Consider the following 24,314-nt stretch of genomic DNA (forward strand, 5'->3'; position numbering starts at 1 on the left):
GTTATGAATGTCTATAGAAGCAAATTTAGAGAAAATTGAGCGTCTGACTTCGAAAGTGTGGCGCAGCTACAGCAAAGAAGATCCTTTGGGTCACTTGAGCTTCAATGAATATGACTATCTGAAAGCGATACAGGCGGCGAGAGTGCCGATTCGTCTGACCGATCTTGCCAAAGAACTGGAAGTAACCAAGCCATCGGCCACCAATATGGTGAAACGACTGGAGCGCAAGGGATTAGTTCTCAGAGTGTCCTGTAGCGAAGATGCGCGCTCAAAGCGTGTGATGCTGACAGAGAAAGCACGGGCACCTTTAGAGTCGGAGTCTGAAATATATACCATCATTGCACAAAAGCTTAAAGTTCACCTGAGTGAGCAAGAATTTGACGCACTGAATACGCTGTTGACTAAGGCGCTGCGTTAACGTTTTTTTTGAGGATTTAGTTAGCTAGGATAACTAAAACAATATCATGATAGAGAAATCCATCTATACACAGTTTTGGCGTTACGCCATACCTACCATTTCGGCCATGCTAGTCAATGGTTTATATCAGGTCGTTGACGGGATTTTTATTGGTCAATATATGGGTGGCGATGGCTTAGCAGGCATCAATATTGCCTGGCCTGTGATCAGTGTCGTGCTCGGTCTGGGTATGATGCTGGGTGTTGGAACCGGTGCTTTATCGTCAATTAAGCAAGGTGAGGGCGATATTGCCGGGGCAAAAAAAACCTTGGCGACAGGTTTTATGGCTTTGGCGGCGCTCAGTCCATTGGTTGCAGTGACTCTTTGGCAGTATTCTGAGCTGTTTTTGCGCATTCAGGGGGCCGAAGGGCGAATGTACGATCTGGCTCTGCAGTATCTGGAAATATTGATTGTAGCGGGCGTGTTTACGCTGGGTTCTATTGCGGTGCCGTTCTTACTGCGCAATGACGATAGCCCCAACACCGCCACTCTGCTGATGGTTTTAGGGGCAGTGATCAATATTGTACTCGATTACTGGTTTATTGCGTTGTTGGGGTGGGAATTGACCGGCGCAGCATTGGCGACCGGTATTGCTCAAGCAGTTGTGACCATTCTGGGTGTGGCGTATTTTTTCTCAGGCAAGGCAAAAATGCGCCTGAGGCTGTGTGATTTTAAATTTCAGTTCGGATTATTGCCCCGCATATTGTCCATCGGCCTGGCGAGCTTTTTCATGTACGCTTATGGCTCGTTTATGGTCGCGCTGCACAATGCGCTGTTTGCGGAATACGGCACAGTGACGCTGGTGGGCGCGTACGCGATTCTGGGCTATATTGTGGCTTTTTACTATCTGATTGTCGAAGGTATCGCCAATGCCATGCAGCCTTTACTGAGCTACAGCTACGGAGCGCGTCGTCAGGACAACATGCGCAAACTGCTTAACGTGGCCATGTGGAGTTCGGTGTTGGGGGGAGCGCTGTTTGTTGCTTTACTCAATCTGTTCCCCAATCAAACGGTCGCCATCTTCAATTCCGACGATCCACAGTTGTTAACTCATACCGTCGACGGGATTCAGCTCCATCTGTTTTCGATGTTTTTAGATGGTTTTATTGTGGTGGCAGCTGCTTACTATCAGGCGATAAGTCATAGTCGCAAGGCGCTGTTCGTCACACTAGGTAATATGTTGATTCAACTGCCATTCTTGTATCTGATGCCGAAATTGTGGGGCGTGACCGGGATCTGGATAGCCTATCCATTATCGAACATTGCGTTAAGTTTGGTGGTTGGCGCCATGATTTGGCGTGATATCCGCAAACTCACCGAGGTACCGTTCAACGCGGCGACCGCATAAACAACAAGGCCTCTCATTTTGAGAGGCCTTGTTGTTGGTATGAGGCTACAGTTGCTTGACGTCGAGTCCCGCGATTTGGTGCCAGTAGCCATTGCATTGTCGGTCCAGTGCGGTGACTGGATTCGAACCGTCTTCATTGGCTCTGAAGCGATCAACTTCGGCAAACGTATCCAGTCCTAGTGGGCTAAGGCGCACCACATCAACCAAACCATCCATTGATTTTAGATCGTTGATCAGGTTGTACTGATAGCCAGATTGCGTTTGGATACCGTTAAGGTTAAATACCGATTGACCTTCTTGGCTCTCAACTTGAAGACCGGTTGGGTATCTGATACAGCAGGTTTCACAGTCATCTTTAGCCCGGTTTTCGGCGCGGGCGGTGAAGCAGCGTGCTGAGTAGGCCAGGGGCAGGTAACCGTGACTGAACACTTCTACTTCAAACTTATCCCGGATCCCCAAATCCTGTGCTTGAGACAGGGCATTTGTTAACCATTCGCGAGACAGTTCCACCGGCATACACCAGCGGATCATGCCTTGTTTGACGAACAGCTTGAGGGTGTGAGCGTTATAAGTGTTGACCGCTGGGCCCACAATAAATGGGACTTTGTGTTCACTGGCCAGCTGAATTGCAGACACATCGTTGGCTTCGATGGCAAAGTCACCGTTGTCGATGTACTTCTTCATGATGTTCACTTCGCTCGGTGCTTCAAGCAATGCCATCGTTGAGAGCACAACCTGTTTACCTGCGGCGTGCAGTTCCTTGGCTATCTCAAACCAATGGGCAGGCTTGATTTCTCGGCGCTTGGAGCAGACCGTTTCACCAAGATAGATGATGTCAGCCGAGCTAGACTTAGCCTGTTCGTAAAAACTCTCGACATCTTGTTTTGGCCAGAAGTACAACAATGGACCTAGTGCGTATTTCATTCTGAACGACTCCTTACTGCCATTTACGGTGATAAGCACCGAGCGTGGTTTGCGTACCTTCTGAAACATTGGCTAGTGCCTGATCCCAGCTCGGTCTGACTTGGTACTGCTCAGGGTTGCGTTGATACATGTCGATCGCCTCGCGCCAGGTACGGGTAACTTGTTCCACATAGGCAGGACTTCTCTGGCGTCCTTCAATCTTCACTGACGCGACATTTGCAGCAAACAACTCGGGTAGCATCGAGAGCGTATTCAGACTGGTTGGCTCTTCAAGAGCATGGTAGCGTTTGCGCTCACCGTCAATTTCCGCTTCGAAACGGCCTTTGCATAAGGTCGGATAGCCAGCATTTTCACCGGCGGCATAACGGTCGATCAGAATGTTATTCAGGCGAGACTCCAGACCCTGTTCGGTTTCCTGCCAGCGCACATATTTTGCTGGCGAGCACGCCCCAACGGTATTGGGTGATTCTCCCGTCAAGTAGGAAGAGAGGTAGCAACGCCCCTCTGACATGATGCACAAGCTGCCAAAGGCAAACACTTCAAGTTCCACGTCCGAGGTGATATTGCGAGACAATTGTTTGACCTGGTGAATCGAAAGAACTCGTGGCAGGACAACACGTTTTACGTTGAAGTTCTTATGATAAAAGTCTACGGCTGCAACGTTTGTGGCAGAAGCCTGTACAGAAAGGTGCAGTTCCAGGTGTGGATATTTGTTGGCGGCATACTCCAGTACAGCAATGTCGGCAACAATCAATGCGTCTACACCCAAGTCGGCCGCTTGGTCGACGGCGTTGGTCCAACGTTCAAATCCATCTGGGTGGGCGAACGTGTTCAGTGCAATATGCAGTTTTTTATTACGATCGTGAACATACTGGGCTGCGCGCTCTAGCTTCTTTCCCGTGAAGTTCAGACCAGCGAAATGACGGGCATTCGTATCATCTTTGAATCCGATGTATACCGCGTCAGCACCGCAATCAATAGCGGTTTTTAATGCAGGTAGGTTACCTGCTGGGCATAAGAGTTCCATATGCTCATTACCATAATTCTGACAGTAGTCCGCATTTTATGAATAATTGTGAATGGCGAATTTGATGTAAGGCAGGTTTACCTTAATAAACACGGAATTAACACCAAAGAGGTAACCGTAACAAATCAGTTTCGGTGGCGACGGTTCTGGGCAAACAGTGCTTCGATTTCGTGTTTAGGTTGCGGTCTGTGGAAGTGGAAGCCTTGTATGGAGTTACAGTTGAGATTGGACAGCAGTGTTGCCTGATGTCGTGTCTCGACACCCTCTGCGACGACTGACAGATTCAGAGATTTGCCCAAATTAATGATGTTCTCGATCACCGTAAGCTGCTTTGGCAGGGTATCAATGTCCATGATAAACGCCCGGTCAATTTTGAGTTCATCGATGGGGAAGTGTGCCAAATATGAGAGAGAGGAGTAACCGGTACCGAAATCATCAATAGACAAAGCGAAGCCTAATCGTTTAATTGCATCCAGCATTTGCAGCGTATGCTCACTGTTACTCATGACAGCGCTTTCAGTCAGCTCAAAGGTGATACAACTTGGATCCAGATTGGTACTGCGTAACAGACGCTCCATATAATCGATCAACTTAGGGTTGCCAAACTGCTCTGGGGACAGGTTGATGGCCACTCGCCCGGGAAGGATCCCTTGCTGTTTCCAGCGTTTCACTGTGTTGAACACATCGCGCATGACCACACGACCCAAGCTTTCAATTAAACCTGCTTGTTCTGCCACGGGGATAAATGAGGCCGGACTGATATAACCCTCAACTGGGTGCTTCCAGCGCACCAGAGCCTCCGCACCATTGATGCTGAAATCTCGGGCATTAACTTTAGGCTGATACCAAACTTCGAGCCCGTTTTGCTGCAGGGCTTTTTGAAGTTCGATCTCCAGCCACAAGCGCATCCGCGCCTCTTTGTTCATCTGGTCGTTGAATTTGACCAGTCTATTGCGGCCACGGGATTTGGCTTCATACATGGCGGTATCCGCATTTTGCAGCAGTATACGAGCATCGTTGCCATCACTTGGGTAGTTTACGCTGCCAATTGAGCAGGCCAGACGCTTACTAAAGTGATGAAGGTCAAAGGGTTGGTTGATCAGCCCGATGATTTTCTCCGCTAAGATTTCCACGGTGCGGCTATTTTCTGGTTCAGGCAGAATAATGCCAAACTCATCCCCACCAAGGTGAGCCAACACCGCTTGTTGTGGCAGTTGGCGTTTCAGACGGGACGACACCTCCTGAATCACTCGGTCTCCGATGTGATGGCCGAGTGAATCATTGATGTTTTTAAAATTATCGATGTCGAGGTACAACATGACCAATGGCGTATTGCTTTGGATAAAGTGATCCAGACAGCGGGTGAAGCCCAGTCGGTTGTAAAGTTTGGTCAGTGTATCAATATTGACATCTTCACTGCTATTCTGCGCGACCGGATTGGGTTTTTCGTCCATATCCTGCAGCAGGACCAGGTGCGCGCTGTTTCCAAATAAGTGCGCATCATCAATGTGCAGTGCCAGCCGACGCTGTGCTCCACAATATTCACTGGTCAAAAATTGTAGCGGGTGGTCGTGAACTCTTGATAAATCGAGCTGAACCCGATTGTTATCGTTCTCGTTTTTGAGTAGTCGGTTGAGTGATTCACCAAGCAGATCGCTGTGGTTGGTATAGCCAAATAATCTGGCCGCAGCCGGGTTAGCTGACAGAATACAATCGTCTTCGACCAGTATCAGGCCATCTGGGATGAGTTGGGACAGTTTGTGAAACTTGCTCTCAGATTCTTCGAGTGAGCGAGTGAGGATTTGTTTCTCAGATGTGTCTATGGCATGAAATACGATGTACTCGACGACGCCTTCGAACTCAATAGGGGAAACACTGAAGTGCAAACTGGACTCAACATCCGATTCATCCAGCGTGACCTCGGCCTCGATGGACTCTCCCTGAAATGCACGTCCGTAATAGGGCTTTAATTGATTATAGAAACGCTCTCCAAGGATCTGCAGATCATTCATCCCCACCAGATCACTGTGCGTAAGCCCCGCCACATCACAATAGCGGTCATTCACCATGCAGTAATGGTGCTCGTCATCCAGAATAGCGAAAAAGAATGGGCTATTGGATGTTAACTTCGCAAAATATTCCTTTAAAAGTTTGGATGACATCAATGTACTACCAATTCACCGGTGCGCTCTTATATCAATAATTCCATCACTATAACTGTGATTTATCAGTTAGAAAAGGGTAAAGGCGAAAGCAAAAAATATTTGATGCACAACAGGATTTTTTTTGTACTAATACCGTATTATGAGCTTTCTAAAGTACAAATTAACGGAAAAACCGCGTGTTAGACAAGATTCGAAGTCAACTGGTTAAAAATGCTGCACTAATTTTGCGATCGCCAGTCCATTTTCTCCCAAGTAAATTTCAAAATATGGCACTGCTAGAAGGGCTAAAAACTGTTTTTAAAGAAGCACTTGAAGATGGGGACTTTGAATTTCTTGAAGAAAAATGGTTAAAAGTTCATATTCGTGATCTAAACCTCAGTTGGTACATTTCCTACATGGACGAGCAATTGGTGGTTTCTGACAAGATTGAACAAGAAGATGTCAGCTTCAGTGGTAACCTGAACGATTTGGTGTTGATTGCCGGCCGTAAAGAAGATCCGGATACTTTGTTCTTCCAACGTCGCCTGAGTATTGAAGGTGATACTGAGCTAGGCTTAGAAGTGAAGAACCTGATGGACAGCGTCGATCTTGATGCTTTGCCAAAACCGATGTTGTCAGCGCTGACACATCTGGCTGACTTTGTGCAAAAAGGTTTGCAGCCTGTTTCAACACCTAATGAGGTGAATAATGCTTATTAGAACTGAGGCGCCAGCTGATATTCTGGTCATCGACCGATTACTGAAATCGGTATTTGAAACCGATGCTGAAGCCGATTTGGTGATGGCACTTCGTGAAAATGGCCAGTTGACCTTGTCCCTGGTGGCTTGCGATGACGATGGAGCGGTGGTGGGACATGCACTGTTTTCACCGGTACTTATCGATGGCAATGACTTGTCCTGGCAAGGGCTAGCGCCATTGGCTGTAGCCAAGTCGCACCAAGGTAGTGGCGTAGCCAGAGCCTTGTTGACAGAGGCGTTTCTGACCCTGCCACAATTTGGTTACCCGGCCTGTGTTGTGTTAGGGGATCCTGCCTTTTATTCTAAGTTCCAGTTCGAGCCAGCAAGTGCCGTAGGCTTGGAGTGCCAGTGGGAGGTACCAGAAGGGGCGTTTCAGGTTCGCTCGTTGACAGAAGCATCACTGGCAACTTTACTGGATGGAGTTTCCGGGCTGGTGGAGTACAGCGCGGAGTTTAATCAGCTGTAACCGACCGGCGGTCTCAGATGTCTGGTGACTCTGGTTATGAAATTATCAGGCTGACCGGTTTTGCTGCTTTGCTGTCTTGGTTATCAAATGGAGCTCTGCTACACTTCGCATCGATAGAAAGGTAAGTGGCACTAACGCATGATTCAAGACAGTATTAAGCTTCAGATTATGGGAATTCAGAGTTGGGATGTCGCCCACCCTGAACGACTTCCTTTATCTCACCAGCCTAAGTTGGTGTTGGCTGGGCAATGCCGGTTGCTTTTTGTCTCTCCGGTAAAGCCTGAGGGAGATAGCGTCCTCTTCTATCAAAAAATCCTCAAAGCGATGAAGCTTGAACTGACCGACACCTTGCACATTACCCCGGATCTTCTGCTATCGATGACGGGTGAACAGGTGCCTGACTGGATTTGGTTTGCTGGTGATCAGCATGCTGAACAGCGATTGTCTCAATTGACTCAGACACTGGCTTTATCGCGAGTCCCTAACAAACTTATCTCACCTCCTCTCGTTGATATTGATGGTAATGACGTGGAGCGTCGAGCTCTCTGGAATCAGATCCGCGCTTATGGCTAATTTCTGTTTTGCTGTGATGGACAATGAGCACATCAGTGCGGTGCAGTCTATTGAACAACTCGCTCACTCACACCCATGGAAGCCTTCAATGATCGCTGATCTCAATGGGCGTGGCGCGTTTAATTATGTATTAATGGTCTCAGGGCAGGTCGTCGGATATTTTTACGCGCAGAATATTGTGGGTGAGGTGTCATTGCTGAACATTGCGGTAGCCCCCGAGCATCAGGGTAAAGGTTATGGCCGCGTCTTGCTCAGTGAGTTCTTGAAACAGTGTGAAGGCCGTAACGCTGAAAGTGCCTGGTTAGAAGTCAGAGCAAGTAATCATGCCGCCATTTCCCTTTATTTGGCTCAAGGTTTCAATGAAGTGGATCGACGCAGAGATTATTACCCTGCGGCGCAAGGCAGAGAAGATGCGGTGATCATGAGCCATTATTTTCTTTTTTCAGGTGAATTCTGAGTACTGCGATTTGATGGTCGAAGCAGGCGACGTTTCTATCATTATTTCGTAATGAAGGTAACCTCAACTCCTGCTTCCTCAAATAGGTTACATTACCCAGAGTTACTTCGATTCGACAATAACTTCTTCATACTCCGTCCCTAGTTATTGATAATTATGGGAACAGAGAAATGAAGCGACTATCTACGCTTTCACTGGCGCTGATCAGCGCGTTATCCTTTCATGCTCAGGCAGAAGATGCGCAAGTTAACGATCCCGCTGATGTGACTCGTCCACAAACCTATCTAAAGGTAGATTCTGGAGCGAAGGGTAAAGACGGCCTGACACGCCTACAGTTAAATATGGCGGGTTCATATACGGAAGACATCGGTTATTTAGGTCAGTTTGAAACCGACTTCCAGACTAACCTGGATGCTCAGGAAGGCAAGTCAAAAGACTTTGGTTTGTCACGAATTCGTGCCCGTTATTTCCAGGTTCATGCTACCGGTTTAGACATTCTTCCGGAGATTGGTTTCTCGCTTGATTACATCAGTTACGGTTCGAACTGGGTGGCTAAAAATGCAGGAACGGAACAGACTGCCGCTATCGGTGCGGTAGCGAAAGTGATTACCCCGTTTGAGAACTGGGTCTCTTATCCTAACCTGGCAGTGATGAAAAATGAGTATGACAATGGTCGTACAGAGAATGGCTGGCAGGCTAACTGGTTCAACTCATTTTATTTGTCTGAGCAAGGTCATTACGTAACGGTTAACCCTCAATATGCCAACTACAATAACGCCTTTGGCAAAAATGAGCAGTCGCTGGAGCTTAACTTTGAAGGTGGTGTGCCACTGACGTCTGATGGCAGCATTTGGGGTAACGTAACTTACTCTGAACACTTCTTTAAAGCGGGTGGTGAATCTCGTATGAAGCACCTTGATGGGAACCGTGAAGTGCGCATTGGTGCGACCTGGTTCTTCTGATATTTTAACGATTCCTCTCAACTCTAAGGCAGGGAAGCCTTAGTCTGTCCACATTTCATCCTCATGTTACTGGATCGCTTCCAGTTACTAACTCCAGTCGGCATCAACTCTGAGATACAGTGTCTGCTTTCGGACTGCTATCGTCCTGTTTTTATCACTGTTTAAGAGGTCATCACTATGGCAGTGCCATTTCAGCTAAAGGACAAAGTCATCATTATCATTGGTGGCACCTCTGGTATTGGAGATGCCATTGCCCATCGTCTGTTACAGGCGGAGGCAAGGTTGGTCATCGCTGGTTTGAATGCCACGGAGACTGAACTTCAGAAATTAGATGCATTATACATCCATGCCGACGTTACTGATGACTACTCGCTGAGTGAGCTCATGGCGATCACGTTCGAACGTTATGGTCGTATCGATGTACTGATTAACTGTGCAGGTTCAACCAATGGCTACAGCACCATCATGGAGTCGAAGAAAGCGGAATACGATGACAATTACTCAGTGAATGCACTGGGTACCGCGCTGGCCATCAAACATGCGGTTCCCTATATGCCTAAGGGCAGTAGCATCATCAATATTGCGTCTGCCGCAGGTACTCAGGGCGTGCCTTATCTTGGCGCGCTTGCCGCATCGAAGTGGGCGGTGTTGGGGATCACCAAAACGGCGGCGCTAGAGTTAGGTGCGAAGAGAATTCGTGTCAATGCCGTTTGTCCCACATCAGTGGATACCCCCAGAGCCCACGCCGCTGGGGGTGAGCCGCAACTAAGGATGGAGCAAAAAGCGATCCCACTCGGACGTATTGCTCAGCCGGAGGAAGTGGCAGCAGTCGTTCATTTTTTAGCATCAGAAGACAGCAGTTTTGTGAACGGTCAATCTATTGGCGTCGATGGCGGTTTTAACGCCGGAATGAGTATCGATGCTTACAACCAGCTCGCTCAGTAATCAGGAGTTTTTATGACAAATTTTATTCGTGTATGCCTATCAATGATGGTGTTGGTGAGTTTTAGCAGCCATGCGTACTATTGTGACCAGACTGCTGAAGGTGCGGTTGTGGGCGCCGTTGATGGTGCTATCACAGGTGCCGTGGTTGGCGGTATTGTGGATGGCAGTGAAGGCGCCAAAACAGGGGCTTTAATCGGCGGCGGTGCAGGTGCCGTTGGCGGTGCAGTTGATGGTGCGTATTATGAAGGTGCTTGCGAAGTTGCCACAGACGTAATGGTTGAAGATGAAATCATTGCTGAAGAGTACATCGCGGAAGAATACATCGCAGAAGAGTACGTGGAGGAAGAGATCCTGGAAGAGGAGATCTTAGAGGACGAGCTGTATGAAGAGGCGCTCTACGATTAATCTTAACTGCAATTGCCTGATATCCTAACGTAAAAAGAGAGCACGTGGCGGCTCTCTTTTTTACTTTTACTCGATTGTAATGCGTTATAAACGGGATAAAGCATCCAGTAATTTGTTCTTGATCTCAGGGCTGGAAATATAGGCTCCAATATATCGGGCCTCATTGCCCTCAAAATCTGGCCTGAGTTGCAGCATCTCTTTATAGCTGGCCTGTGCTTGTTTGAATTCACCTTTGTAAACCTGAATGATCGATTTAAGCATCGGAATCCAGAACAGGCGGCGCAATGACAATTTGTTGATGGATTTCTCTGCACCATCAAAGTCATCTTGCATGATCTTATGCACTATGGAGGCGATAGAGAACCAAGGTGGTCTGAATGGATTTAGGGATTTAGAGTCCTGAATCAGCTGCAAGCCACGCTCAAACTCGCCAGCCATACACAGTGCCCAACCGGACAACCCAATTTGGTAGGCGGCATTCGGGTTGATCTCCAGTACTTTATCTACAGTTTCCAGAATACCGCTCACATCGCCTTTGACCTGATAGGCCATCAGCATAGCAATTTGCGATTCCTGGTTGGTCGGCTCAAGTTCGACTGCGCGTCTGGCGTAATTTAACGCTTTTTCAACCGCATCTTCCACTTGATTCATGCCCAGCATTTCGGCATCGAAAAACAGCACTGAAAGCATAGCATGCAGCAGCGCAACATCGGGTTCATTCTGCACTGCACTTAACAGCGCCTGAGTGGCCAGCTGATGGGTGTCTTCTGACAGCGTCATCAGATAGTGGCGATAGCGCAGGGTAGCTTCATAAGTCGACAGGTGCTCAATCTTCTTCTGATTGCAGCTTTGATAAATTTCGCGGTGGATAATACCAAAACTCGAAGCGAGCTCTGCTACCACTTCAGCAATAATGTCATCTTGCACAGAAAACAGATCTTCTGTGGCCAGATCACAGGTGTACTTCTCTGCCCATACCTGCTCACCGGAATCGGTACGATAGAGTTTGGCGTAGATGCGAACTTTGTTGCCCAGTGCCTGCATTGTGCCAGAAGTAATAAAGGAGACCCCCAGTTTTTCACCCAGACCTTTGACATCGGCTGAGGTTCTGGGATCGATACTGGTTTCGCCCAGCGCATGCATGGATACGACTTTTAGCATGTCGAATCGAGCCAGCTCTGTTGCCAGTTCCTCGCCAAACCCTTCCGCAAAAAAGCGTTTCTCTGCATCTTCCGATAGAGAAAGGAACGGCAGAACCGTGATGGTTGGGCTGAGTGATTTCTGGTTGTCACGAGCCAGTTGTGCCAGAGTCGCGGTTTGTTTTACCGCCTGTGGAACCTGGGGGGTGAATAACGGGCTATAGCGGCCTTTAGGGATAGACAGCACAATAGGGTCATTAACGCCTTCCGTCAGATAGTAAGTTTCGAGTGTACGTCTTACACGGCCTGCCTGAATACGGACGATCGGATCTGCCTGATGATCAAAGTCAGCATCACGATCAAATACCTCAGTAGCAATGGTAAATTGTTTAAGACGATCTCCATTTCCCTTCAACGTCTGCTCCACCACAAAAGACAACAGTTCTTTCATTTTTGGGCTCTGGTCAAACGCTTTGCTGGAAAGAATGCGATTAAGCTGATCTTTCACTCGGGTTTGATTTTCTTCTATTCGAATATCTAATGGAGCTTGTTCTGACACCGTAGTTCACTCTCTCTTGGTAGGATCCGCGTATTTTGCCACTTTAAGACAGCTAAAAATAGTAATGAGTTCACTATTTGCGACTATTTACATCCCTAGCCTAAGGGTAGCATCAATTGAGATATTCCGAAGTGACACTCTATAAAATTGTAAGGCAAGTCTGAGTCTTACCCAATCATCTATCGATTATTGAGTTATTATAAGGGAAGCTTTTGAATTAATGTGAATTTGGTTGGATAATTGTTAATAAACATAACGTGTACTTCTGCTTGCCTGAGGACAGTTTAGGTTGGCAGTTTAAATCAAGGAAGAAAATATGAAGAAGCTACCAATTTGGTTGTTATGCGGTTTGGCAGCAACATCTTCTGTATCTGCCATGGAGCAGTTTATTGATCCACAAGATGGCATGTTCGATGCCAGCCAGTGGGTGTTAGATAATGCGGTCGGCTTTATGCCAGTCCCAATCATTATTACCGACCCTGCTGTTGGTGTCGGTGGTGGCGCGGCATTGGTGTTTTTCCATGAGTCCGACAAGAGAAAGCAGCTACGTCAGGAAAACCCAGATGAAGTGGTGGGTCTGCCGCCCAGTTTGACCGCCGTAGCGGCCGCGGCGACTGAGAACGGCTCCTGGTTGACCGGTGCGTTTCACTTTGGTTCCTGGATGGAAGATACCTGGCGCTACCAGGGCGGGTTATTCTACGGCTCATTTAATCTGAAATTCTACGAAGGTGATATACCTTTTGATTTCAATATCGATGGGTTGTACTTCATGCAAGATATTGATTATCGCATTGCCGGAAGTGACTGGTTTGTTGGAGCGAAGTACTCCATATTATCGTCACAGAGTACGTTTGAACTGGGTAACGACATCATTCCTCTTGACCCCATTAATTTCGATCTCAATGATGCAGGCGTCGAGCTTAAAGTGACCTATGACAGTCGGGATACCATCTTTACCCCCAATGATGGTCTTAAAGCGAAGCTGAGTATGGATTTTCATAACACCGCGTTCGGTGGCGATGTGGATTACCAGAAAGGGCGATTTCAGGCCAATTACTTTGCACCTGTGAGGACGGATCTGATCATAGGTCTGCGAGGAGACTATCAAACGGTCAGCAATGATGCACCATACTACGCCAGACCGTTCATCAATATGCGCGGCATTCCGGCAATGCGTTATCAGGGAGACGAGATGGCGCTGGTGGAACTAGAAGCACGCTATGATATAACACCACGTTGGTCGATTGTCGGTTTTACCGGAACGGGTAAAACGCTTGATGACGGACAAAGCTTTTCTGATACCGACTATAAAAGTGTCGTGGGTGGCGGGTTCCGCTATCTGGTAGCGCGTCAGTTGAACATGCGGGCCGGAGTCGATGCCGCAAAAGGGCCAGAAGAGTGGGCTTTTTATATTACAATCGGACATGCCTGGCAGCTATAGTCTGCGAATATGAGCCAGTTAGCCAGCATTCAAGCGGCTAACTGGCGAGTAGAATTAACGTCGTCTCATTAATAGCATCAGCCCGGCCAGAATGAGGGTCACTATGATGCTGGCAGCGCAGTAATCGATCACGGCAACAAAACCGTCGGTTTCGATTAACTGTCCAGCGATGAATGTACCGACTCCAAACCCACCGGCCATCGCAAACAGTAACAAGCCTTGAGTCAATGCCGGCGAGCTAGGGCTTAAGCCGTCAGCAATGGCGGGAATGGCCATATCGAACCAGGAGATTGCTTGCATCAACAACATGATCAGTAAGATAGGGACGATTCCCGATATCGTGGTTCCGACCGCAAGCCACAAGCCAATCGCGGTGACTGCATAGCTCACCAGAGCCGCTATCCAAACGGCATAAGATCCGAATTTTTCAGCACATCGCCCCGCAGGCTCCAATAGCACAATGGTAAGCAAAGCAGAGGCTGCCAGACCAAACGCAGAGTGCCCTAAATCAACCCCAAAGACTTCTTTTATGATGATAGGGCCGGTCTCCATCAAGTTACTGGACGTAAACATCGAGATAAACACGGTCACCAAAAACAGCGTAAATGCGATTAGGGTAGTGCGGGTCTTTTGGGGCTCGATACTTTCATCGGCCACATCTTCCATGGTCTGGACATGGAGTTGAATTGGCGGAGGCGGGGCAATAAAAACCGCCAGAATTGACACTACAACCAGCGCCATAAGTACCAACAACTGGTGTTCGTGACTCCAACCGAGCAGACTTACGATACCAATCAGTGTGCCTGCGATGACAATGCCGATAAATTGCAACTGGAACAGACGGCTCAAGCCGCGGCTTTGTCCTTCTGCAGGCAGTGCATTGAGGACAAAAGCGGGGTTGAGCACCAACTGAGTAACGGTACCAACACCAATTGCCAGGCCGACCAGAAGATATAGGTAGGCTTGCGTAGTGGCGAAGTAGAGTAATATCAGTGACAGAAGGTGCGACAGTAGAGCTACTTTCTGCAGTTGACGATGTATAGAGAAACGGTCCGCTAACCAGCCAATGAGCGGCGCTGCGACACCAAATAGCCCAATTACTGACATTACGGCTCCCATCAGAGCTCCGCTGCCCGTGCGTTCGATGATCAGAGGGGTCAGCATCAGCGCGATCCCTACCCACTGCACGACGCCAATCGACATTTGCGCTAAATACCACGGTCGGAAAATTGTCATAGATAATTACCTGTAAAAAAGAAGAGATAGGTAAGCGCTGTCATCACAGGGTTTATCTATCGCAGCTCATCAATGTACTCAGTGTAAGAGCCCGAAATGAGTTGCAAAAGTGTATAACCCGTAGTTACCCGAGGGGAGCAGTATGTTACTTGGGCAAAAATCATGGAACAAAACTATTGATTGAGAAACCACGCGAGATCGGTGAAAATAGCGCCCATTATTTTTTCGACGCCTTCGAATAGCGGCCAATACGTTCGTCATTGGCGGGCTATTCTACAAACCAAGAAGATCGAGATTCATGTCAAATCCTCAATTTCAGCAACAAGTGTCTAAGCGTAGAACGTTTGCGATCATCTCTCACCCGGATGCGGGTAAAACCACCATTACTGAAAAAGTTCTGTTATTCGGAAACGCGATTCAGAAAGCAGGTACAGTAAAAGGCCGCGGCAGTGCGCAGCACGCTAAGTCGGACTGGATGGAAATGGAAAAAGAACGTGGTATCTCGGTAACAACCTCTGTGATGCAGTTCCCATACAATGACTGCTTGGTTAACCTGCTGGATACTCCTGGACACGAAGACTTCTCGGAAGATACCTATCGTACTTTGACCGCTGTTGACTCGTGTCTGATGGTGATCGATGCAGCAAAAGGTGTCGAGGATCGTACACGTAAACTGATGGAAGTTACTCGCCTTCGCGATACGCCGATCGTGACCTTCATGAATAAATTGGACCGTGATGTTCGTGATCCAATGGAAGTGCTAGATGAAGTAGAAAGCGAACTTGGCATGATGTGTGCGCCAATCTCTTGGCCAATTGGCTGTGGTAAAGAGTTTAAGGGTGTGTATCACATTCACCGTGACGAGACCATTTTGTATGAATCAGGCCATGGCCACGAGATCCAAGAAGTGCGTATTATCAAAGGACTAGATAACCCAGACCTTGATGCCGCAGTCGGTGAAGATCTTGCTGAGAGCGTACGAGAAGAGCTTGAGCTTGTGATGGGCGCTTGCCCTGAGTTTGACCTGGAGTCATTCCTTAAAGGTGAACTGACGCCGGTTTATTTTGGTACCGCACTGGGTAACTTTGGTGTTGACCACATGCTAGATGGCCTGACTAAATGGGCACCAGCACCGCAAACGCGCCAGGCTAATGAGCGTGACGTTGAAGCAACAGAAGAGAAATTCTCTGGTTTCGTATTCAAGATCCAGGCAAACATGGATCCGAAACACCGTGACCGTATTGCTTTTATGCGCATCGTATCGGGTACCTACAAGCAAGGCATGAAGATGAACCATGTACGTACTGGTAAAAACGTCAGTATTTCTGATGCGGTAACCTTTATGGCGGGTGACCGTGCGCGTGCAGAAAACGCGTATGCAGGAGACATCATCGGTCTTCATAACCATGGTACGATTCAGATTGGTGATACTTTTACTCAAGGTGAATCACTGAAGTTCTCTGGTATTCCGAACTTCGCACCAGAATTGTTCCGTCGTATTCGCCTAAAAGATCCATTGAAACAGAAACAGCTACTTAAGGGTCTGGTTCAGCTTTCTGAAGAAGGTGCGGTACAGGTATTCCGCCCACTACAGAATAACGATCTGATCGTGGGTGCGGTCGGTGTGCTTCAGTTTGATGTGGTTGTGGCTCGTCTTAAGTCCGAGTACAACGTAGAAGCGATTTATGAAAGCGTAAATGTCGCAACGGCTCGCTGGATTGAGTGCGACGACGACAAAAAACTGGAAGAGTTCAAGCGTAAGAACCAGCAGAACCTTGCTCTGGACGGCGGCGATAACCTAAGTTATGTCGCACCAACTATGGTCAACTTGAACTTAGCGAAAGAGCGTTTTCCGGATATTCAGTTCCGTGCAACGCGTGAGCACTAATCGCTAAGTACAGCAACACGGAAAATAAAAAACCGCTCTAATGAGCGGTTTTTTTTATCTCCGGTAGAGGAGGGGGCAGACATCGTTAGTGCTACTCGCGCTCTTTTGCGTAAGGCACACCGATGGCTTTCGGTGCGATGGCTTTTCCAATGAAGCCTGCCAATAGGAATACGGTTAGTACATAAGGTATTGCTTCAATCGCCTGTACTGGGATCGGGAAATCGCCAATGGTGACGCCTTGCATACGAATAGCCAGTGCGTCTAAGAAGCCAAACAGCAAACAGGCACCCATAGCGGTAAATGGACGCCATTTACCAAAGATAAGGGCAGCCAGTGCCATATAGCCTTTACCGGCACTCATATTCGGAATGAATTGTGCTGTTTGTGCAACCGACAGGTAAACACCACCAATCCCCACCAGAACACCACAGATAGCCACTGCTGCATAACGCATCCCTACAACCGAGATACCGGCAGTGTCGACTGCAGAAGGTGACTCACCTACCGCTCGCAGGCGCAAGCCAAAGCGGGTTCGGAATAGTAGGTACCAACAGGCTGGCACGATGAATACCACCAGATAGACCAGAATCGAGTGTCCGCTGATGAGCTCTGAATAGATATGCCCAAGGACAGGAATATCCGCAACAGCGTCGGCACCAGGGAAGGTGATCGGCGCAAAACGTGCGTCCCCTGACAGAGCCGGAGTCTGACCACCTTGCTGGAACCAGTGGCGGCCCAATGTGATTGTCAAACCAGCTGCAAGGATGTTGATAGCCATACCACTGACTACCTGATCTCCGCGGTGGGTAATACAGGCAAAGCCATGCAGCAGTGCCAGCAGTACAGAAACGCCAACACCAGCAAACAGACCTAGCCATGCTGAGCCCGTTATGTGAGCAGTCGCTGCACCAGCAAATGCAGCAGCAAGCAGTTTGCCTTCCAGAGCGATGTTAACAATACCTGAGCGTTCACAAAACATGCCAGCCAGAGAGGCCAGAATCAGCGGTGTCGCCACACGTAGGGTGGCATCAAGCATGAGAATAATCGTTTCAAACATAATCAAGCGACTCCTTTCTCTGCTTGTTGCTTATGGTTGTTTTTACCAAAAAGCTTGAGGTATGTTTTTTCCAGTGACGGACGGAACATATGCTCGAGTGCGCCAGAGAACAGAATCACCAAACCCTGCAACACCACCACGATGTTACGGTCGACACCGTACTCAAAACTCAACTCAGCGCCACCCTGGTAAAGGAAACCAAACAGTAAACTTGCCAGCAATACACCAACAGGATGATTACGGCCCATAAGGGCAACCGCAATACCGGTAAATCCAAATCCTTCAACAAAGTTGAGTTTGATTTGGTGCAGTTCACCTTGCAGAACGTTAAGGCCAAAGAAGCCAGCCAACATACCGGAAATTAACATCGTCAGAATAATGATCTTAACGTATTTGATGCCCGCATAGCTGGCCGCTGAAGGGTTTGAACCGACCGAACGAATCTCGTAGCCCCAGCGGGAGTGCCACATAAAGAGCCAGACAAACAAACAACACAGCAGTGCAAAGATAAAGCTGAGGTTCATCGGGCTAGGTGCCATCTCAATACCTACGACGGCAAGCATTTCATGCATTTTAGGCAGCCAGCTCGATACTGCAAATACGCGACTTTCTGTTGCCATGGTGTTTTCTGGCTTAAGAATGTCTACTAGCAGGTACGCCATCAATGAAGAGGCGATAAAGTTGAACATGATAGTGGTGATTACGATGTGTGAACCGCGTTTTGCCTGCAGGTAAGCCGGAATAAACGCCCACGCAGCCCCAAATAGTCCACCAGCGATAATGGCGACAGGAAACACGATATACCAAGGCGCATATTCACCTAAGGTCAGACAGACGAGACCGACCCCCAAACCGCCGATGTAGGCCTGACCTTCACCACCGATATTGAACAAACCTGCGTGGAAGGCCACGGCAACAGCCAGTCCGGTAAAAATAAAGCCAGTGGCGTAATACATGGTGTAGCCGAAACCTTCAGCGTAACCAAACGCACCGGTCCACATCACTTTCGCGGCATCAATAGGGTTAATATCGATGTACATAAACAGCAGGGCAGACACCAGAAACGCAACCAGAACATTAATTGCGGGTAGTAGTGCCACCGTTACCCAAGCTGGTACTCTTGCTTGGCTCATGCGCTTTCTCCTTGCTGCTCAGCCTGCTTATTCGAAGCTTTAAGGTGATCTGGCATAATATTCGCCATCATCAGACCTAGTGTTTTCTCATCGGCATCTTCGATGGAGACTTCACCTACGATAGAGCCATCAAAGACCACCAGAATACGGTCAGAAAGACTGAGGATTTCATCCAGTTCAACTGATACTAAGAGCACGGCTTTATCTTCATCACGTGCTGCAATGATTTGCTGGTGGATGTATTCAATCGCACCAATATCGACGCCACGGGTTGGTTGACCGACGAGCAGTACGTCCGGGTTTTGCTCCATCTCGCGGGCAATCACTAGCTTTTGCTGATTTCCCCCCGAAAAGTTAGCAGTCTTAAGAGTAGTATCATTAGGACGCACGTCCCATTTGTCCATGCTCGCCTGACAACTTTCTTTAATGGCTTGCTTGTCCTGCAGTAGCCCTTTGTTGTATTGAGGTAAGTGGTGATAACCCAATATGTAAGCTTCCTGAGCTTCAAATTTGTTGATCAACCCCTGCTTGTGGCGGTCTTCAGGAATGTGACCCACACCAATCGCACGTACTTGCTGTGGATCCAGTGGGTGGTGTTTATCGATATGACTACCGTTTAGTTCGATGCGGCCGGAATGAGGTTGAAGAATACCTGAGAGTAGTCCTAGAATTTCAGACTGACCGTTCCCTGATACCCCGGCAATACCAACGACTTCACCTTGCCTTACACCAAAGTTAACGCTTTTGACGCGTTCAACACCGGCATCGTCGAAATACTGGAGGTTTTCGACTTTGATCAATTCTTTCTTAGGCGTTGAAGCGGACTTGTCGACTTTAAGGCGAACTTTACGACCCACCATCAGCTCAGCCAACTCTTCTTTATTGGTATTTGCCGTCACCACATGCTCAACCATCGTACCCTGACGCATGACTGAAATGTTGTCTGTAATAGCGAGTACTTCACGCAGTTTGTGCGTGATGATCATTACTGTGGTGCCCTGGGCTCTGAGCTTATCCAAAATACGGAATAAATGATCGGCTTCTTGTGGGGTGAGTACCCCTGTTGGCTCATCAAGAATGAGGATCTTTGCCCCGCGATACAGTGCTTTTAGTATCTCGACGCGTTGTTGAAGGCCAACGGGGAGTTCACCCACAACGGCGTCCAGTGGCACTTCCAGACCATAGTCTTCTGCCAATGACTTCAATTTTTTGCGGGCCTTGCCCAAGCTTTCTTGTAGCTTCCACCCGTCTTCTGCACCGAGAACAATGTTCTCTAATACGGTAAATGTTTCAACCAACATAAAGTGTTGGTGGACCATACCAATGCCGGCCTTAATGGCTTCTTGAGAGTTAGCTGGCTTGTATGGTGCGCCGTTTACGGTCATTTCACCCGCATCGGCATGATAAAATCCGTAAATAATACTCATAAGAGTGGACTTGCCGGCACCATTCTCACCAATGATGCCGTGAATCGTGCCTTTAGGAACGGAAAGGTCGATGGCTCGGTTTGCGTGTACTGCACCAAAGCGTTTGTCGATCTGTTTCAGTTCGATGGCAATAGAATGTCCATTTGTCACTTGATACTGCCTTATAATTATACGCCGCTGTTTTTAGGCAGCGGCGTTGTTATTTTTACCTAGGTTATTGATATTAATCGAATAAACCAGGTCTTCATTCTGAGCGAGGAGTGCTTAGAAGTTACAGGTGTTGTCAGACATGTAGTCATGTACCTGGATATTGCCAGCGATGATGTCCGCTTGCAGGCCGTCCAAGTATGACTTCATTTCAGCTGTGATCAGGTCTTTGTTGTGATCGTCGTATGCCCACTCAACAGCACCTTCTTTAAGACCAAGAACTTTGATGCCTGCTTGCCAAGTGCCTTTCTCTGCTTCATCCCAGGTGTTGTAAGCGGCAACGCCGACTTTTTTAACCATAGAGGTCAGCATAGTGCCTGGCTGTAGGTGGTTTTGGTTAGAGTCAACACCGATGGCATATTTGCCTGCATCTTTCGCAGCCTGATAAACACCCATACCTGTGCCACCAGCTGCCGCATAAACAACGTCAACACCTTTTGAGAACTGAGACTTAGCAAGCTCAGAGCCTTTCGCTGGATCGGCGAACGCCGCTGGTGTAGAACCTGTCATGTTCTGGAATGTTTCGACTTGTGGGTTTGCGTATTTAGCACCTTGACGGTAGCCACACTCGAACTTACGGATCAGTGGAATATCCATACCACCAACAAAGCCAACTTTCGCCGTTTCAGATGCTTTTGCTGCCAGTGCACCCACCAAGAAAGAACCTTCGTGCTCTTTAAAGACGATTGATTGAACGTTTGGCTTATCAACAACCATGTCGATGATAGTGAATTGAATGTCAGGGAACTCGGTAGCCACTTTTTCAACGGCTGAAGCCATGTTAAAGCCTACTGCTACGATTGGCGTAAAACCACGACTTGCTAGACGACGCAGACCCTGTTCACGCTGAGCTTCGTTTTGCGGTTCAAATTCACGCACTTTAATGCCTTTGTCAGCATTGAAGACTTTTACACCGTTTTGGAATACGGCTTCGTTGAACGACTTGTCGAATTTACCTGCTGTATCGTAAACCACTGCTGGTTTTGCTGCGAACGCGCCAAATGAAGTTACGGCTACTGCGAGCGCAGACATTTTTAGAATAGTTTTTTTCACGATCAATTCCCTTGTAGTGTCGAATGATGGGGTATCATTGACGATTCGATAGGCTAGGCTAATCCACATAGTATGTGCCTAGAAAGTGGTCGCTTGTAAACGACACCAAAATGACGATAGAGACAAATTGTGTGGTTTACAAACAATAGGCAACATTTTATCGTTTGCGTATGTGAAAAAAAACAGTTTGCATCTCAGCATTGAGGGGTAAGTCACAACTTAGTGATAAAACTCTAACTATTGCGCTACCCTTTGAATAGCAAGGCATTGCGATATCATTAATTGCAATCGATTACATCTCGCACAGGTAAATTATGATGATAAAACTGCTCAAAAGATGGCTTAAAAAATACGACGAATGGTGTGCTTCCATGGGACTGACGCCAGAAAATAAACGCAGCTGTGTCCCTTATAAGAAAGAGCCACGTGATGATGATTGATACCCACTGCCACCTCGACCTGGTGGCAAAAAAGAAAAATCTGCATCAGGTGCTAAAGGAGGCAAAGCGAGCAGAGGTTAGAGCGATGATCGTTCCTGGGATCAACGTCAACAACTGGCCTGAAATTGAGCAGCTTGCTCATGAACATAGTGACGTCTACTTCGCTCTAGGGTTTCATCCCCTCTTTATCGAAGAAAACTGCAAACAAGGAGCCGAGCAACTCTTGGAGCGGATTCCTCTGGCGCTGGCGTCAAAAAAATGCGTGGCGATTGGTGAATGTGGCCTCGACTTTTATTTTGGCAGAGAGCAAGAGTCACAGCAGAAAATGTTGTTGGCTGAGCAAGTCCGCATTGCCAACCAGTTCCAACTTCCCGTCATTCTTCATTGTCGCAAGGCCCACCAGGACATGATTTCACTTCTTAAACAACATCGTCCTCTATATGGAGGTGTTATTCATGGCTTTAGTGGTAGCTATCAACAAGCGATGGATTACGTCATGCTGGGACTTAAAATTGGCATTGGCGGGGTTATCACGTATGAAAGAGCGCGCAAAACCCGCACAACTATCGCCGCTTTACCTTTAGAAAGTCTGGTTTTAGAAACGGATGCTCCCGATATGCCACTAAGTGGGTATCAAGGGCAGATTAATGAACCAAAAATGGTGAATATGGTTCTATCTTCGCTTATTGTGCTGAGAAATGAAAATGAGCAAACGGTTACGTCACAGCTATGGAAAAATAGCAAATCAACGTTTAATTTTTGTGATATAAATTGATCTTAATTGTAAATTCGAAAACGATTGCAGGATCTCTTTGTGATACACTTCACAAAAATGTGTGTATCTTTTATGTGTTGAATACGAAAGTGTGAGGGGGGTACTACTTTCTTTTCTGTGGCTTTGTATAATCGCCCCGCTTTTGAGCTACAAATTTTGTTACACGCCAAATTATTAAATATAAGGAAGTCATAAACTATGAGCCTGTTTATGAGCCTGGTTGGTATGGTTGTACTGATTCTTATCGCAGTACTTCTATCGGATAACCGCAAAGCTATTAATATCAGAACTGTGGCTGGTGCTTTTGCCATCCAATTTGCACTTGGTGCATTCGTTCTTTATGTACCTTGGGGTCAAGAGATCCTGCGTAGTTTTTCTGACGCTGTATCTAACGTAATTAACTACGGTAACGACGGTACGTCTTTCCTATTCGGTGGTCTTGTTTCTGACAAGATGTTTGAAGTCTTTGGCGGCGGCGGTTTCATTTTCGCATTCCGCGTACTACCTACACTGATCTTCTTCTCTGCTCTTATCTCGGTACTTTATTACTTAGGTGTGATGCAGTGGGTTATCAAGATCCTTGGTGGCGGTCTTCAGAAAGCACTGGGTACATCTCGCGCGGAATCTATGTCTGCAGCAGCGAACATCTTCGTAGGTCAAACTGAGGCTCCACTTGTTGTACGTCCTTTCGTGCCTAAGATGACTCAATCAGAGCTATTCGCTGTAATGTGTGGTGGTCTGGCTTCTATCGCTGGTGGTGTATTGGCAGGTTACGCTTCAATGGGCGTGCCAATCGAGTACTTGGTTGCTGCATCATTCATGGCTGCACCGGGTGGTCTTCTATTCGCTAAGATCATCAAGCCAGAAACGGACGAGCCAATTGAGCAAATCCACGACATCGGCGCTGAAGGTGAAGACAAACCAGCTAACGTTATCGACGCTGCGGCGGGCGGTGCATCAGCAGGTCTTCAACTAGCGCTGAACGTGGGCGCAATGCTTATCGCATTTATCGGTCTTATCGCACTAGTGAACGGTATGCTTGGCGGCATCGGTGGCTGGGTTGGTATGCCAGACCTACGTCTAGAAATGATTCTTGGTTGGGTCTTCTCGCCACTAGCATTCCTACTAGGTGTGCCATGGTCTGAAGCAACTATCGCGGGTGAGTTCATCGGTATGAAGACAGTAGCGAACGAATTCGTTGCTTACGCAAACTTCGCACCATACCTAGGTGAAGCAGCACCAGTTGTTCTTTCTGAGAAAACTAAGGCAATCATCTCATTCGCTCTATGTGGTTTTGCGAACCTTTCTTCTATCGCAATCCTACTAGGTGGTCTGGGTAGCCTTGCGCCTAAGCGTCGCGGTGATATCGCTCGCATGGGTGTGAAAGCAGTAATCGCGGGTACGCTATCTAACCTGATGGCAGCAACGATTGCTGGCTTCTGTCTAAGCCTAGCTGGCATTTAATTGTCCGCGTAAAGGTTATTAGTATATAG

At 47.7% G+C, this 24,314-nt stretch carries 23 protein-coding genes; 14 read left to right on the plus strand and 9 right to left on the minus strand.

All coding sequences use genetic code 11. From position 1 onward, the window contains the following. Positions 1–7 precede the first annotated feature (7 nt). Both C4S60_RS04425 and C4S60_RS04430 read left to right on the plus strand, forming a co-directional pair. The gene (locus tag C4S60_RS04425) at positions 8–418 is read left to right on the plus strand and encodes a MarR family winged helix-turn-helix transcriptional regulator (protein WP_103879124.1); all 411 of its coding nucleotides are present in this window, start codon (positions 8–10) and stop codon (positions 416–418) included. Positions 419–467: 49 nt separating this feature from the next. Then, positions 468–1,805: an MATE family efflux transporter gene (locus C4S60_RS04430; RefSeq protein ID WP_103879277.1), complete on the plus strand. Its 1,338-nt coding sequence runs from the start codon at positions 468–470 to the stop codon at positions 1,803–1,805. Between the two features lie 45 nt (positions 1,806–1,850). Here the strand turns inward: C4S60_RS04430 and C4S60_RS04435 are convergent, their stop codons facing one another. The 3 genes from C4S60_RS04435 to C4S60_RS04445 form a co-directional block, all read right to left on the minus strand. Further along, positions 1,851–2,729 (minus strand): U32 family peptidase, encoded by an 879-nt coding sequence (locus tag C4S60_RS04435; protein WP_103879125.1) that lies wholly within the window; start codon positions 2,727–2,729, stop codon positions 1,851–1,853. 13 nt (positions 2,730–2,742) lie between these two features. Continuing rightward, positions 2,743–3,756 carry a ubiquinone anaerobic biosynthesis protein UbiU gene (gene ubiU, locus C4S60_RS04440; protein ID WP_103879126.1) on the minus strand — a complete coding sequence of 338 codons (1,014 nt, stop codon included), beginning with the start codon at positions 3,754–3,756 and terminating at the stop codon, positions 2,743–2,745. 125 nt (positions 3,757–3,881) lie between these two features. Beyond that, a complete protein-coding gene (locus C4S60_RS04445) occupies positions 3,882–5,918 on the minus strand; it encodes a sensor domain-containing protein (RefSeq protein ID WP_103879127.1) in 2,037 nt (678 codons plus the stop codon). Positions 5,919–6,097: 179 nt separating this feature from the next. Here C4S60_RS04445 and ubiT point away from each other — a divergent pair, with 179 nt between their 5' ends. The 7 genes from ubiT (at position 6,098) to C4S60_RS04480 (ending at position 10,466) form a co-directional block, all read left to right on the plus strand. Continuing rightward, positions 6,098–6,619 carry a ubiquinone anaerobic biosynthesis accessory factor UbiT gene (ubiT, locus tag C4S60_RS04450; protein WP_103879128.1) on the plus strand — a complete coding sequence of 174 codons (522 nt, stop codon included), beginning with the start codon at positions 6,098–6,100 and terminating at the stop codon, positions 6,617–6,619. Further along, positions 6,609–7,124, plus strand: coding sequence for a GNAT family N-acetyltransferase (locus C4S60_RS04455; protein ID WP_103879129.1), 516 nt, complete (start codon positions 6,609–6,611; stop codon positions 7,122–7,124). Before ubiT ends, C4S60_RS04455 begins: the two co-directional genes overlap by 11 nt. A gap of 138 nt (positions 7,125–7,262) precedes the next feature. After that, positions 7,263–7,697 carry a DNA polymerase III subunit psi gene (locus tag C4S60_RS04460; RefSeq protein WP_103879130.1) on the plus strand — a complete coding sequence of 145 codons (435 nt, stop codon included), beginning with the start codon at positions 7,263–7,265 and terminating at the stop codon, positions 7,695–7,697. Beyond that, positions 7,690–8,154 carry a ribosomal protein S18-alanine N-acetyltransferase gene (rimI, locus tag C4S60_RS04465; RefSeq protein WP_103879131.1) on the plus strand — a complete coding sequence of 155 codons (465 nt, stop codon included), beginning with the start codon at positions 7,690–7,692 and terminating at the stop codon, positions 8,152–8,154. The genes C4S60_RS04460 and rimI overlap by 8 nt, the downstream gene beginning before the upstream one ends. A 170-nt stretch (positions 8,155–8,324) precedes the next feature. Further along, positions 8,325–9,116 (plus strand): hypothetical protein, encoded by a 792-nt coding sequence (locus C4S60_RS04470; RefSeq protein ID WP_103879132.1) that lies wholly within the window; start codon positions 8,325–8,327, stop codon positions 9,114–9,116. Positions 9,117–9,293: 177 nt separating this feature from the next. Beyond that, positions 9,294–10,061: an SDR family NAD(P)-dependent oxidoreductase gene (locus C4S60_RS04475; RefSeq protein WP_103879133.1), complete on the plus strand. Its 768-nt coding sequence runs from the start codon at positions 9,294–9,296 to the stop codon at positions 10,059–10,061. Positions 10,062–10,073: 12 nt separating this feature from the next. Next, positions 10,074–10,466 carry a hypothetical protein gene (locus tag C4S60_RS04480; RefSeq protein WP_103879134.1) on the plus strand — a complete coding sequence of 131 codons (393 nt, stop codon included), beginning with the start codon at positions 10,074–10,076 and terminating at the stop codon, positions 10,464–10,466. Positions 10,467–10,550: 84 nt separating this feature from the next. Here C4S60_RS04480 and C4S60_RS04485 read toward each other — a convergent pair whose 3' ends face one another. Beyond that, positions 10,551–12,164 (minus strand): transmembrane adenylate cyclase, encoded by a 1,614-nt coding sequence (locus C4S60_RS04485; protein ID WP_103879135.1) that lies wholly within the window; start codon positions 12,162–12,164, stop codon positions 10,551–10,553. A 316-nt stretch (positions 12,165–12,480) separates the two neighbouring features. Here C4S60_RS04485 and C4S60_RS04490 point away from each other — a divergent pair, with 316 nt between their 5' ends. Continuing rightward, positions 12,481–13,605: a BamA/TamA family outer membrane protein gene (locus C4S60_RS04490; protein ID WP_103879136.1), complete on the plus strand. Its 1,125-nt coding sequence runs from the start codon at positions 12,481–12,483 to the stop codon at positions 13,603–13,605. A 54-nt stretch (positions 13,606–13,659) separates the two neighbouring features. Here the strand turns inward: C4S60_RS04490 and C4S60_RS04495 are convergent, their stop codons facing one another. Next, positions 13,660–14,841, minus strand: a complete 1,182-nt coding sequence (locus C4S60_RS04495) for an MFS transporter (RefSeq protein ID WP_103879137.1) — start codon at positions 14,839–14,841, stop codon at positions 13,660–13,662. Positions 14,842–15,139: 298 nt separating this feature from the next. Here C4S60_RS04495 and prfC point away from each other — a divergent pair, with 298 nt between their 5' ends. Continuing rightward, positions 15,140–16,729, plus strand: a complete 1,590-nt coding sequence (gene prfC / locus C4S60_RS04500) for a peptide chain release factor 3 (RefSeq protein WP_103879138.1) — start codon at positions 15,140–15,142, stop codon at positions 16,727–16,729. A gap of 91 nt (positions 16,730–16,820) precedes the next feature. Here the strand turns inward: prfC and C4S60_RS04505 are convergent, their stop codons facing one another. The 4 genes from C4S60_RS04505 to C4S60_RS04520 all read right to left on the minus strand — a co-directional run bounded on the left by C4S60_RS04505 (position 16,821) and on the right by C4S60_RS04520 (position 21,606). Next, on the minus strand, positions 16,821–17,786 hold the full coding sequence (locus C4S60_RS04505; protein WP_103879139.1) for an ABC transporter permease: 966 nt from the start codon (positions 17,784–17,786) through the stop codon (positions 16,821–16,823). Between the two features lie 2 nt (positions 17,787–17,788). Continuing rightward, the gene (locus C4S60_RS04510) at positions 17,789–18,919 is read right to left on the minus strand and encodes an ABC transporter permease (RefSeq protein WP_103879140.1); all 1,131 of its coding nucleotides are present in this window, start codon (positions 18,917–18,919) and stop codon (positions 17,789–17,791) included. Then, positions 18,916–20,496 (minus strand): ABC transporter ATP-binding protein, encoded by a 1,581-nt coding sequence (locus C4S60_RS04515; RefSeq protein WP_103879141.1) that lies wholly within the window; start codon positions 20,494–20,496, stop codon positions 18,916–18,918. The genes C4S60_RS04510 and C4S60_RS04515 overlap by 4 nt, the downstream gene beginning before the upstream one ends. Positions 20,497–20,610: 114 nt before the next feature. Next, the gene (locus tag C4S60_RS04520) at positions 20,611–21,606 is read right to left on the minus strand and encodes a BMP family lipoprotein (protein WP_208623245.1); all 996 of its coding nucleotides are present in this window, start codon (positions 21,604–21,606) and stop codon (positions 20,611–20,613) included. A gap of 317 nt (positions 21,607–21,923) precedes the next feature. On the opposite strand from C4S60_RS04520, the gene C4S60_RS23850 reads away from it, so the two are divergent. From C4S60_RS23850 to C4S60_RS04530, 3 genes are all read left to right on the plus strand, one after another. Beyond that, positions 21,924–22,046 (plus strand): DUF5363 family protein, encoded by a 123-nt coding sequence (locus tag C4S60_RS23850; protein ID WP_160111331.1) that lies wholly within the window; start codon positions 21,924–21,926, stop codon positions 22,044–22,046. Beyond that, positions 22,036–22,821, plus strand: a complete 786-nt coding sequence (locus C4S60_RS04525) for a TatD family hydrolase (RefSeq protein WP_103879142.1) — start codon at positions 22,036–22,038, stop codon at positions 22,819–22,821. The genes C4S60_RS23850 and C4S60_RS04525 overlap by 11 nt, the downstream gene beginning before the upstream one ends. 198 nt (positions 22,822–23,019) lie before the next feature. Continuing rightward, entirely contained in the window at positions 23,020–24,285 is a 1,266-nt protein-coding gene (locus C4S60_RS04530; protein WP_103879143.1) for a NupC/NupG family nucleoside CNT transporter, read from the plus strand. Positions 24,286–24,314: the final 29 nt, after the last annotated feature.

The sequence above is a fragment of the Vibrio hangzhouensis genome, from assembly GCF_900107935.1.
GTDB lineage: Bacteria > Pseudomonadota > Gammaproteobacteria > Enterobacterales > Vibrionaceae > Vibrio > Vibrio hangzhouensis.